Below are 11,948 nucleotides of genomic sequence, written 5' to 3' on the forward strand. Positions count from 1 at the left end.
AAAATGCGTGATACCGTGATGCTTATCATTAAGAACTTCTTTAATATGAACGAAGCAGCTCTCTTGTATATTTGTGAGAGTGGTGATGGTAAGCAGTATATGCGAAGCCGCCTGTTTGAATATTGGTTTTCCTCTTATCAAATGAAAGATAAGTTTATTTTAATGCCTGTCAGTATCGAAGATATGGAGGGAATTGAAAATTTTGCAGCTTTAATTATTCGAAAAGATAATCCGAATATTATAGATATTGTTGCAGATTTTTCTAACACAGTAGCAATGTTTAGGGTAAAACCTAATAGTCATGACTAATTTTTATAAGTATTGTAGCAATCCACAACATAGCCATTGAGCGATGCTTCCATGTTACTATGTTGAAAAAACAGATGAGGTGAAGGAGTTTGCTTAGCAATCCTTCACCCTTAAAACGATACAAAATATATTTTTTTTCAAAAAACTGATAGGTGTAACTGCTTGTAATATAGTGGGGACGCTGTATTGGTGATATACAAAAATCGGTTGTTGTCCAGTGCTTTGGTGATCCTCATCAGGCAATATATGACGAAAGTGAGACCGAAGGACTATGGAAGATCGGAAGGACTATGCCAATTATGTCAAGTTTGAGGTTTGGTGATAGTATAGCCAATGTATTAAAGTCTGTATGTGATAAAGAAAATTGCTGAATAGCTTAGGATATAGTTTTGATAAGGAAGGGAAAAACATTCGCTATACAAAATCACGCCTGTTGTCATATATAAAGATGGTCAATGAATCTTTTTATTTCAACTTAAAAAAGCGGATAGGAAATTGGGTACTTAACATAATCAATACTGATGAGGATATAGATACGAAGGTTGTTGAAGAAATAAAGGATTATATAGAAAAAGATTTACGTGCGTTATTTAACTTCTCACTAGATAATCTAGAACTTAGAAAATTTCTTCAAAATAGTAATAATCATGTTACCAAGGAAAGTAACATATCTAATAACATATTTCACTCCGATGATGTTGAAATAGAAGTGGGTACAGTACATTCTGTAAAAGGAGAAACTCATGTGGCAACTTTATATATGGAAACTTCTTTTCATGAAAAATGTGAGAGTGAATATTTTGGAGCCCAACTTGAAGGACTTCCATATAAAGGAAATAAGAAATATGAAAAGCAAGCTTTACGAATTGGTTATGTTGCAATGAGTCGTCCACAATATCTTTTGTGTATGGCTATATCAAAGGAACATTTTGAACTATTAGATGAAAAACTTCTAAAAAACAATTGGAAAATAGAATTTGCAGATTAATATTGAAGTTATGGTATCCAACAATACCCAACTTGGTTATTTTCTATGATGACGGCATCAAGGGTATGTACACATGTTGTGATGTTTCCAAGAAGCTTATCTTGGATTTTGTGGAGGAGGTAGAATACAATTACGGCAATCGTCCTGCTTTGATGCGATTGCTGAGAAACTGATTATTTTGATTTATAACATATAGATATGGTTATACTGAAGATTTTACCATTTAGAGATAAACTTGACTTGGTTACGATGATAGCGTATGATACCAAGAAAGTGATTCAAGAACATGCAAGATTGATAAATGTGAGCTTGCCATCATCCTTATGCCTGATTGCGTAAGGACTATACTAAGAGATACTACGGAAAGTCAGATAGGTGATATTCCCGGCATGATGGAATACCGCAAAGTATTGGAAAGTTTGACGGAATGTAACATCAAGTTGCAAGAAGTGATGGACAAAGAGGCTGGCAAGATTCCTATGTCACAAGCTTCCAAGCTGATTCTGAACCAACTGGAGAAGCAATATATAGAGAAGCGTGAGGAACTTCGCAAAATTCAAGCGAAATATTCATGGGCTTCGGACAAGAAAAATCCAGTACAGCAGAGCATCGCCGATGCTTTGATGTATATCGGATTTATGAAATTGGTATGAATGCCAGTTATGGTATTCTATATTTCTTTTGAATGAAGAAAATCAAACTTTATGATTACCAGCAGAAGATGCTGGAGGACATTATCAACGTGCTGACGACTGCTGCTACTGGCAGATTCTACGATGAGAATGGTAAGAAGGAGAAGGTGGGCAGTTCGGTGATGGTGCAGATGCCGACAGGTACGGGAAAGACCTACGTGATGGCGGCTGTGGTGAAATGGTTCCTTGATAAACATGACACGGGCGAAGTGTGGATTGTAGCGCACCGCCGTGAACTGGTGGAGCAAATGCAGCAGACGCTGGACAGATTCTGTCTGGACTATGGGGAGAAGGAAATGGAGCTGAAAGCGAAAGTAAGGATAAGGGTGCTGTCCATTCAATGGTTGAACATACATATCGACGAACTGGAAGGGGCTGGGTGTACGCCAGGACTCATCGTAGTGGATGAGGCGCATCACGCCATAGCAACCTCCTATCAAGACCTGTTTGGCAGGTACAGAAAGGCCCTGAAAATCGGTATGACGGCAACTCCATGCCGTATGAACAAGAACTCCTTTAGCAAGTTGTTTGAGAGGTTGATCGTTTCTCCTTGCACCAACGACTTCATTATGCGTGGTTATCTTGCACCATACGATTATGTGGTGATTGGTAAGTTTTCACAAGACCAGTTGACGGTGAACCAGTTGAAGGGACGAGGAAGCGATGGCGATTATGCCATCAAGGAGATGGACGAGAAACTGAACATTCCGCAGACTATTCAAAGGCTTTATGACAGCGTAAAGAAATATGCTGACGGCAAGAAGGGAATCGTATATGCCATAGACATTGTTCATGCCCAGGCGATAGCCGCCTGTTACAATGCCCTCGGAATAAAAAGTGTGGCACTGGACAGTAAGACTCCTGCCAAGAAACGCAAGGAGATGGTGGAGGCTTTCAGACGCAGTGAGATAGACTGCATGGTAAACGTGAACCTCTTCGACGAGGGCTTTGACTGTCCGGACGTAGAGTTTATCCAGATGGCACGCCCTACACTGTCGCTTGCCAAGTACCTGCAGATGGTGGGGCGCGGGTTGCGCATCAACCATAAGAACAATGATAAGGTGTGCATGATTATCGACAACGTAGGTAACTACCGCAAGTTTGGCTTGCCCGACAAGCCTCGCAACTGGGAGAGCATGTTTGCTGGGTTGAGGGTTGGTAAGGGTATCATTCCAACCTATGTGAAGAAGCTGCAGAGCATTATTGCCGTGAATGATGAGCTGATAGTGGTCAAGAAGGCGAATACGGCAAGGAAGAAGATGACCGTCCAACAACTTGATGAATATCTGAAGAATGTAGAGCCTTTCCAGCAGGATGGCAGATGGGGGCTGAAGGTGAAGGATGACATCATCGTGAAACCTATCTACTCTCATATCTCCAACTTCCGAGGTGATTATGCCGAATGCAGAATAGGTATGCAGAAATGTTTGTATGGACTGTTGGACAGGAGGGGCAATATTATCTTACCTCCAGAATATAAATACATATATAAATGGAATGACCATGAGGCGGAAGTAGAAGGTAGCAATGGATACTGCAGAACCATAGAGTTGTAACGACAAAGAAAATATATAAAATGGAACGCAAAGAACAGACCGGGCATATCTGCAGATGGATGTGAAAGAGTATCATCTCCATGGAGAGAATGAGGAGATGAAATGAAAAATGACGTTTGTCGTCTATAAACGATAAAATGTGGATCTTTGCACCGGATTCAGTAAAAAGAAAGGGAATTATTTCTGACTTTTACCTTTCTTTTCTGTTAGTATCCGTTGGCTCATGGCGTATGGGTTTACTCCTTCTTCAGATGTTTATAAAGCCAAAGGAAGGCGGGGATAAGGAAGAGAGCTGCCATGACCCATGCTACAGGGTCGCCGAAGCAGACTCCCGTCCACGCCAGGGCTGGCACCAGCCAGAGACTCACACCGCATCTCGCTATCATTTCCATTACGCCACTCAGTATCGAGAGATTGCTGTAACCCAGGCCCTGGATGCTGTAGCGCAGAATGGTGAGCAAGCCTAAGCAAGGATAGAAATAGTTGGCTATACGCATAAACTGGGCAGCATAAATTAGTAGAGTGCATCTCCAATCTTTTGTTTGATTTGTGCCATTTTGTTGCGGCGCTCGATGGAGAAGGTATCTCCGTGTGCTTCCACGTAATCGAAGAGCATGAAAGCCTTGTTCAGAAGTTCATCTCTTGCGGGCTGCCCCACGGTATCCGCCTCGTGATAGTAGAGTTCGGCAAGCATGTCCATCTTGGAGAGTCGCTTCTCCTCGTCGTCGATTCCTGCCATAGCCTTCATCACGTCCTCAATAGTGGCGATGCTGTAGAAGGCATAAGGACCTACGTATTGATTGTAGAGTTCCCTGATCTTCTCACGTCTCACCTCCACCTCTTTCTTTTCGAGCATTCTTTCGAGTGCCGCCATAAACTCGCGAATCAGTCGCTGTATGTAGTCTCGCTGTAGCATAATCTTGTTTTTGCCTATTTTACTTGCTGAAATTGTTTTTTTCTATTCATTGTTGTTGATTGCCTCTACATACTCCCACAGTTTCTTGTAGAAAGGATGTCGGGTCATTGTGTCCTTGTTGCCCAGGATGATGAGCTTCATTCGGGCTCTCGTCATCGCCACGTTCATGCGGCGGAGGTCTTTCAGAAAACCTATTTGGCCTTCATCGTTGGAACGCACCAGGGAGATGAGAATCACGTCTCTTTCCTGTCCCTGGAAACCATCTACCGTATTCACGCTGATCAGACGGCGGTAAGGCTTGAAGAACTCATACTTCTTGATGAGCTTCTTCAGATACTGCACCTGGGCACGATAAGGCGAAATGATGCCTACATCGATGCTCTCACTCAATACCCGCTGCTTGCCTATCTTGGTGAAGTATTCCGCCAGGGTCAGCAGGGTGAGCTCGGCTTCTGCCTTGTTGATGCGCCCGAAACTCTCGCCCACAAACTGCTCCTTGTAAAGTGAAGAGTGATGAGTGAAGAGTGAAGAATTCTCTTGTTCTTCACTTTCTTCCGAAGCATCATCAGAAGAGCTATTGAATTCTTCACTCTTCACTCTTCGTTCTTCACTTTCTTCCCCTGTATCAATCCACGTTATCGGATGGTCGTAATCCAATACGCTCCGGTATTTGATCTGTGGCGCACTCTCCACCTTGCCCCCGTAGAACCAGTCGCTGGAGAATCGCATGATTTCATCGTTCATGCGGTACTGAATCTTCAGTAGGGTCACTACCTCAGGCTTGTTTTCGGCAATACGCTCCATCAGGGTCTTGCCCAGTCCGGCTCTCAATGCCGCAATACTCTTCACGGTAGGCGGCAGCTGACAATGGTCGCCTGCCAGAATCACCCGACTGGCTCTTCTCATCGGAATCCAGCAGGCTGCTTCCAAAGCCTGGGCAGCCTCGTCGATAAAGAGGGTACCAAACTTCATGCCTTCCAGCAACCGGTGGGCAGAACCCACCAGGGTGCAGGCGATGACACGCGCCTCGCCAAAGAGTTCGCTGTTGATACGGATTTCTATTTCGGCGGCACGACTCTTCAGCCTCTCCATCTTCTGATGATAGTTTTCGCTGCCTTTCTTCCTGTTTTTTCTTAATTCTCTGATTGCCTTGCGGATAGCCCAGAGTTGCGGATAGTCGGGATGACTCTCGAAACGGCGCTCGTAGGTGAAGCCCAGCATCTTGTCGTTCACACGGGTAGGGTTTCCGATACGGAGCACGTTGATGCCTCTATCCACCAGTTTTTCGGAAATCCAGTCCACCGCCATATTGCTCTGTGCACACACCAACACCTGACTCTCTCGCATCAGGGTTTCGTTGATGGCTTCCACCAGGGTTGTAGTCTTTCCGGTTCCCGGAGGTCCGTGAACGATGGCTACATCCTTTGCCCAAAGTACCTCGTTTACTGCCCTTTCCTGGGTAGGATTGAGCCAAGGGAACTTCATCGGTTCGAAGGAGAATCTGTCTGCCTTCTGATGCGAATAGAATAAGTCGCGGAGATAAGCCAGGCGGTTGTTCTTCGCCTTCATCACTCTATCCAGAGCCTCGAACATCAGCTTGTAGCTGGTTTCATCAAAGGATAGCTGCACGCCGATAGGCTCCGTAGATTGCTGCAAGTCGAGCAATGGGGCAGAGTCGGGCATGGTAATCACCATTCTGTCGCCATCTACATAGCTCACGGTTCCCGTAAAAGAAAAATATTTTATACTTTGAACTTTGAGATTTGAACTTTGAACTTTATGATTAGCGTCTGAGGGATTTTCTGACAGCTGAAGGGCTGTGCTGCCCTGGTTCTCATTTTTCCCCATCTTCTTGACCATAAAGAACATGACGGGGCGACCGAACTCAAAATTGTGCTCGATATCCTGGTCAGAGGTGCGGAAGACCTCAATGGCTGTCTGGTTCAGCGAATTATAAAAGCTCTTTCCCACCTGTAGCGGGAACCAGGCATCACCTCGTTTCACCTTCCGCTGCATGCCCATCTGTTCGGTAAGCTTGCGGAAGGCTTCTTTCTCGGTATAATACTCCAGCTGGAGCAGGGTGCGTTGCTGCAATAATGCCTGAATTGGTGAAATCTGTTCCATATAGGGTGCAAAAGTAGCGTATTTCTGCCGAATATGGAAAGAAAAAGAGATAAATATGTTTAAAGTTCCTGCTTTATTTATCCCAAAGCTGATAGTCGATTACCTTATTGTCGTTGAGCTGAATGCTGTCGCTTGCCGAAGATGCAGGTTCTTGGGCATTCTTCTCCAGATGATAATAACTCCCGGCCAGGGCTGCCAGTAGGGCGATGATGAGGGCACAGAGCAGGAGCAAGGCGTGGCGGTAACGGGGCGTACAGGACAGGCGCTGGCGCAGTTGGACGATATTCTGCGGACGGCTTTGCGGGTCGCGGCAACTACAGATTTCTGCCATCTTGCTGAGTGCCTTATCGCCCGTAGTCTTGGCCATTTCGCCCAGAACCATGCCCAGAGAATAAATGTCGGCACGCGGTTCTGCCTTGGCGCCCGGCAACATCTGTTCGGGAGCAATATAGCCCGAAGTTCCGGCTGGCGATTTCAATACGCAGAAAGAATCGCTATCCGAGAGACCGAAATCAATGAGCTTCACGTTCTGTCCGTTATGTGTAATCATGATGTTGGAAGGCTTCAGATCGCGATGAATCATCTGTTTGTTGTGCATATATTCCAGCGCATCCATCAGCTGTCCTGCTATCTTGCGGGCGAGTTCTGCCGAGAGGGCATTCTTCTTGATGAGCTGCTCCAGATTATCGCCGTCAATATATTCCATCACCACTACCGTGCCCAGATTGTCAACCTTTTCCAGGTCGATGGTACGGCAGATATTGGGATGTTCCAGCTGCTGGCCTATTTCAAACTCCTTGGCAAGTGCCTGGCGGTAAATAGGGGTGTAGAGAAAATCGTTCTTGAGACATTTCAACATGAAACGCTTGCCGTATTTGGTGGCTGTAAAGATGCGTGTATGGCCCGAAATAGACACGTAGCATTGGTGGAGATTGCTGAATGCATCCTCCACAGGCAAGGGGTTTGAATTGCTCATCTCCTTGCTGATATCCTCGGTAAATCCCGATGTCGTTTTCTTCTTCTTTTCTTCAGTTTCTTCCATGCTCACGGATTCCTCTTTTTCTTGATTACTGTTATCTTATTTTTCGTTGATGCTGATGACGGTAAGTCCGCCGTTTCTGCCGGCTACGAACGAGGCTGTACGCTCGCCGCCACGCTCGATGTAGGGCAGGAAGAGGGGCTGCTCCTTGATGAAACAGCCTGTTACGAAGCGGTCGCCAGGCTGCAGCTTGCTGTTCTCTGATTTCTCTATTTCATAGGTGCTTTCGCCCAGATAGCGGAGCTGCAGCAGACGGTTGGGACTCCAACCGACAGAAACAAGAGTACCTTCTTGTAAATCGCTACTTACCAGCTGGTTTGCCTTGAAGAAGGAACTGTTGTACTTGGTGCTTGTCTTGAGCCAATGGGTAAATTCCATGTAGTTCCGATGACCGATATATTGGGAAAGCACATCGAGGGTTACCATGCGTGGCTTGTGATTGTCGCTCACGTATCCATAGAGTCGTTTGAGGGTGGATGGCGAAATAGTTCCACATGTATTCTTCTCCAGATAGAGTGAAAACTCTTCGAAGTCGGTTGTCGTGGCAAGAATCTTGCCGTATTTCTGTTCTACGAGCGATTTGAGCTCTTCTATTTCGGGTGTTGTCATAATTTATCTTTTAATTATTATTCAACATTTTTATTCTTCTACTATATGGGTGAATTTCCCCCATATTTTATGGTTCTGATACCTCTTTTTCATGCCTGCAGGCACGTGGAGCACGCAGGTGGCGAAGAAGCCTTCTACCTTGTTGGCGAAGGCGTTTTCTTCGCAGTAAGGAATCATGGAAGCTGAAACATAAAGGTCGGTAAGCGGACTTTCGTCGAAGGCGTAGTTGCTGATTTGTTCTGTGTTGGCTCCCAGATATACTTTCATGAGTTTCCGGCAGCCTTGGAAAACGCCTGTAGGAATCAGCTTGATGCCTGCCCCGAGATGTATTTCCTTTATCTGACTGTCCATGAAGGCGCCTTGTCCTAATGTTTCAACGTTGTCTGACAGATAAAACGCCTCGATGCTGCATTCCTTGAAGGCGTAGGCGCCAATGGAGGTAAAGGCGGAAGGAAGGGTGTATTTGCCCTTCTTGCCCATCGGAAACCAGACGATTTTGTTGCCTTCTGCATTCAGCAGCACGCCGTCCTGACTCTTGTAGTAAGCGTTGGCGGGCGAAACCGTAAGGGCTTCGAGCGCCGTGCATCCGCTGGAAGGGAGAATGCTGCCTGCTGAGGCAGGAATTTCTATCTCGCGGAGCGAAGTACAATCGGCAAATGCATCTTTCTCTATGGTGGTTGCATCGGCAGGAAGAACTACGTGGGTGAGTTTTTCGCAACCGGCAAATGTGCCTTGTACAATCTGGTTTTCTGCAGCTTCGTGATGATAAGGACCTACCATTCCGCCTGCTGCGAGGTGAACGTCGGTAAGGTCTATATCCGATAGCTTGCCGGGGGTGACTGCGTTATCGTTGTTGCGCCCCATCATCATTCTCATACAGCTGAGGTCTTCGCCGTTCAGGGTTCCGGCTATGGTCAGCTGGGTGTATTCGTAAAGATGGTTGCCCATCAGCTGTGTCAGTTCGCCTGTTTCGTTTAGCGTAATGGCGTCGCTCGTATCATATTTGATGGCGGTTCCTATGGTTTCTCCTACCATATTCCGGGCGAAAGGCTGGAATTCGTAGTGGGCATTCCGCTCCAGATTTCCGATGCGCAACTTGATTTTTCCCTTCTTTCCGTCAAAGTTTTCTACGATGCATTTCTGCTTGTTCTCCGGCTCGCCGGTCAGATAAACGTAGCATCCGGTTTCGGTCATCGGCTCGCCACCATCATCGGTTATTTCGTAGCTTACGAATGCGCTCATCGGTCCGTGACTCAAGAGTGTAGCCGACGATAGTTTCGGACTTATATTGGGCTGGGTGGTGAAACTCATCATGTTGCTGGTTGTGGTTGTTCGCCCGTTGTTGCCCTGCAGCATATAATAATAGGTAGTGCCCGCTTTGAGCCCCGTCAGAACCAGCGAGACGTCAGCTCCCTGGGCATGAACCTCGCTGGTATTGAGGTTCATGCTCTCCGAAGTGCCGTATCTGAACAGGAGTTTCGGCATTTCTGTTTCTCCCTCTATGGTAGCTGATCCGTTGAGGGTAGCCTCTGTTCGGGTGATGTGGGTCGCCTCTGTGGTTATCAGGTGCGGCTCCAGATAAGCAGGCTTATCGCTATTGCTGCAACCTGCCATCATCATGTTTCCTATCAGGAGGGCAAGAAATCTGATGCTGCGTAATATGCTTTTTATGTTCATTTCTTACTTCTTTTGTTTTCCTATTTTAATACCTATGCCGATGCTGCCCTGCCATTGTTTCCCGGCGATGGTGATGGCTGAGGCTGCAATGCTCACTCTGTTGAACGAGGCGAGCACACCCAGCTGGGCTGCGAAGCCTTTGTGGGTAAGGTCTTCGTTGAGCAGGTATCCGCCTCCGCTGCTCTCGGTCTGCTGCCAGGCTGTAGCGGCTTTGCCGTAGCCTACGCCTTCGAAGAGGCAGAAACCATGCGTGATGTGGTGGATGGCTCCAGCGGTAAAGGTGTAGTTCTGGTGGCGTGTACTGCCTGTATAATAAGGTTTGATGCTGCTGCCCGGCGTGTAGCCTTCTTTGTTGCAGGTTCCCTCTGTGCTGCCTATGCTCTTGAGGTTGCTGCTGGCATGGATGAAGAAGCCGTGGCGGCGCATCAGGGCGAAGAAGAGACCATAGGACGGTCCGTCTTCATGAAGGGATAGCGTGGCGAGCGTGTAGAGGGCGAGTGGCATCTTCTTACGTACTTGTGGGATGGCAATCGTATCTATTACCGTCTTTACCTCTACGATGGTGTCGTGCTTCTCCTGGATGATAGGAGTAGGCTTGGGCAGTTTCAGTTTCAGCTCGTAGGTCATTCTGCTTTCCAGCGGTTTGTTGAACCGGTAATCGCGGAGCACGCCCCATTCCGGATGCTTGATGGTGAGCAGTTTGGAGCCTTTAGGAAGATAGAGCCAGATTTCGCCCACTTTATCTTTTCGCGATACGATTCCGAGCGGGGTGGAGAAGGCAAAGTCGGAGGGTGCTTCTACCTTCACCAGGGCGCAAGGTTCATCGTTGAGGTCGCGCACGGGGGTGATAAAGGCACTCACGTCGTTGGGCAACAGGCGGAAACCTGCTACCGAAAATTCCTGTGCCTGAACGGATGCTGACCACAGGCTTAATATGAATAAGAGTATCATCATATTATTCTAAATTAAAGTCTTGTATACTGATTACATCGTCTCCGCTATGTACGGTTCCTGCCGGTTGCCAGGTGCGCACGTGGATGAGCGGCATGGACGGGTTGCGGAAATCCCAGAGCAGAAAGAGATAGCCGTCGTCTGCGTAGCGGTCGCTCTTGTATTGCTGCCGGAGGGTGACGCCGTAAATGCCGTCCATCGTAGGATGGCGCATGATGCGGAATCCCGAGAATTTCAAGTCTATCTTCTGGTTGGCTGTAAATACCTTCGCCAGTCTTGAAATATAGTCTTTCTTCGAGTGAATGGCGTAGGTTACTTTTGCTTCAGCCTGACACTTGTTGTCGTTGGCTACTGGTTTTATCACGTTTCCTACGATGATGAGTGCCTTGTCGCTAAACACCTGTTTCAGGAAATCTAGATCCTTGGTGGTATAGGCTGTGCGGAAATGTTCGCAGTAGTTGAGGATGGTATGGCGGCGTCTGGCATCGGTCTCTGTGAGTTTACCCTGCATGATTTTCGAGGCTTCCTTGTAGAATGGATTCGACTGTGCCATCGTCTTGAGATTTACCTGCGAAAGATGGCTGGTCTTTCCTGCTTTTGGTGCATTCGCTTGCCTGCTTGTCGGTTCTTCCGGTTGGTAATCAGCCGCACTCTTCGTGCCTTCTTCCGATTCTCCGTTCATCAGCATCTGCGCCTGCTGCCTGTTGGCTTCCGGAACCGCATTTTTATTGTCTTCTGTGAATACTACCATACCCTGTCGGTCGATAAATCCCTCTCTCTTAGAGTTTTGCTCGCGAAACCGGAGCTGCCCGTTGCGGAAACGGGTGTCTAGCAGACAGCCACGCAAAGGGATGGTAAACAGCTCGTTACCGTCTGCATCTTCTACCACGTATCGCTTGCCTTTCGTGCCGTTGTCCTGTTCTACAAGTTCCAGTCCTTCGTTCTCTCCGTATCGGATTTCCTGACAGTTGCCTTTATAAACGGCAGAGGGCAGCAGCCACAAGGCTGCCACCCATCCTCCGAGAAGGAGTGCTAGAAGGGATAATATCAATACCGTCTTCTTCATTTATAATTCTCTGTATTCTTA

Annotated in this window: 12 protein-coding genes and 1 pseudogene; 5 read left to right on the forward strand and 8 right to left on the reverse strand. The window is 47.0% G+C overall.

From position 1 onward, the window contains the following. The first annotated feature begins 3 nt into the window (after nucleotides 1-3). The 5 genes from ONT08_RS11295 (at nucleotide 4) to ONT08_RS11315 (ending at nucleotide 3,545) form a co-directional block, all read left to right on the forward strand. Nucleotides 4-309 carry a DUF6169 family protein gene (locus tag ONT08_RS11295; protein WP_264959968.1) on the forward strand — a complete coding sequence of 102 codons (306 nt, stop codon included), beginning with the start codon at nucleotides 4-6 and terminating at the stop codon, nucleotides 307-309. 364 nt (nucleotides 310-673) lie between these two features. Beyond that, on the forward strand, nucleotides 674-1,297 hold the full coding sequence (locus ONT08_RS11300; RefSeq protein ID WP_264959969.1) for a hypothetical protein: 624 nt from the start codon (nucleotides 674-676) through the stop codon (nucleotides 1,295-1,297). A 2-nt stretch (nucleotides 1,298-1,299) separates the two neighbouring features. Continuing rightward, on the forward strand, nucleotides 1,300-1,470 hold the full coding sequence (locus tag ONT08_RS11305; protein WP_182438710.1) for a hypothetical protein: 171 nt from the start codon (nucleotides 1,300-1,302) through the stop codon (nucleotides 1,468-1,470). Between the two features lie 150 nt (nucleotides 1,471-1,620). Beyond that, complete coding sequence (locus ONT08_RS11310; RefSeq protein ID WP_147337034.1) at nucleotides 1,621-1,950, forward strand: hypothetical protein; 330 nt, start codon at nucleotides 1,621-1,623, stop codon at nucleotides 1,948-1,950. 32 nt (nucleotides 1,951-1,982) lie between these two features. Then, nucleotides 1,983-3,545, forward strand: a complete 1,563-nt coding sequence (locus ONT08_RS11315) for a DEAD/DEAH box helicase family protein (RefSeq protein WP_264959970.1) — start codon at nucleotides 1,983-1,985, stop codon at nucleotides 3,543-3,545. A 236-nt stretch (nucleotides 3,546-3,781) separates the two neighbouring features. Here the strand turns inward: ONT08_RS11315 and ONT08_RS11320 are convergent. From ONT08_RS11320 to ONT08_RS11355, 8 genes and pseudogenes are all read right to left on the reverse strand, one after another. Continuing rightward, nucleotides 3,782-4,054: pseudogene (locus tag ONT08_RS11320) on the reverse strand (MATE family efflux transporter); the annotation flags it as partial. 5 nt (nucleotides 4,055-4,059) lie between these two features. Then, a complete protein-coding gene (locus ONT08_RS11325; protein ID WP_264959971.1) occupies nucleotides 4,060-4,461 on the reverse strand; it encodes a hypothetical protein in 402 nt (133 codons plus the stop codon). A 42-nt stretch (nucleotides 4,462-4,503) separates the two neighbouring features. Further along, nucleotides 4,504-6,585: an AAA domain-containing protein gene (locus ONT08_RS11330; protein ID WP_118085596.1), complete on the reverse strand. Its 2,082-nt coding sequence runs from the start codon at nucleotides 6,583-6,585 to the stop codon at nucleotides 4,504-4,506. Between the two features lie 73 nt (nucleotides 6,586-6,658). After that, on the reverse strand, nucleotides 6,659-7,627 hold the full coding sequence (locus ONT08_RS11335) for a serine/threonine protein kinase (RefSeq protein WP_264959972.1): 969 nt from the start codon (nucleotides 7,625-7,627) through the stop codon (nucleotides 6,659-6,661). 36 nt (nucleotides 7,628-7,663) lie between these two features. After that, nucleotides 7,664-8,233 (reverse strand): hypothetical protein, encoded by a 570-nt coding sequence (locus ONT08_RS11340; protein ID WP_264959973.1) that lies wholly within the window; start codon nucleotides 8,231-8,233, stop codon nucleotides 7,664-7,666. 30 nt (nucleotides 8,234-8,263) lie between these two features. Further along, nucleotides 8,264-9,910: a leucine-rich repeat domain-containing protein gene (locus ONT08_RS11345; protein ID WP_264959974.1), complete on the reverse strand. Its 1,647-nt coding sequence runs from the start codon at nucleotides 9,908-9,910 to the stop codon at nucleotides 8,264-8,266. Nucleotides 9,911-9,913: 3 nt separating this feature from the next. After that, complete coding sequence (locus ONT08_RS11350) at nucleotides 9,914-10,864, reverse strand: hypothetical protein (protein WP_264959975.1); 951 nt, start codon at nucleotides 10,862-10,864, stop codon at nucleotides 9,914-9,916. Nucleotide 10,865: 1 nt separating this feature from the next. After that, entirely contained in the window at nucleotides 10,866-11,927 is a 1,062-nt protein-coding gene (locus ONT08_RS11355; RefSeq protein ID WP_264959976.1) for a hypothetical protein, read from the reverse strand. Nucleotides 11,928-11,948 lie beyond the last annotated feature (21 nt).

The organism is Segatella copri (assembly GCF_026015465.1).
Taxonomy (GTDB): Bacteria; Bacteroidota; Bacteroidia; order Bacteroidales; family Bacteroidaceae; genus Prevotella; species Prevotella copri_E.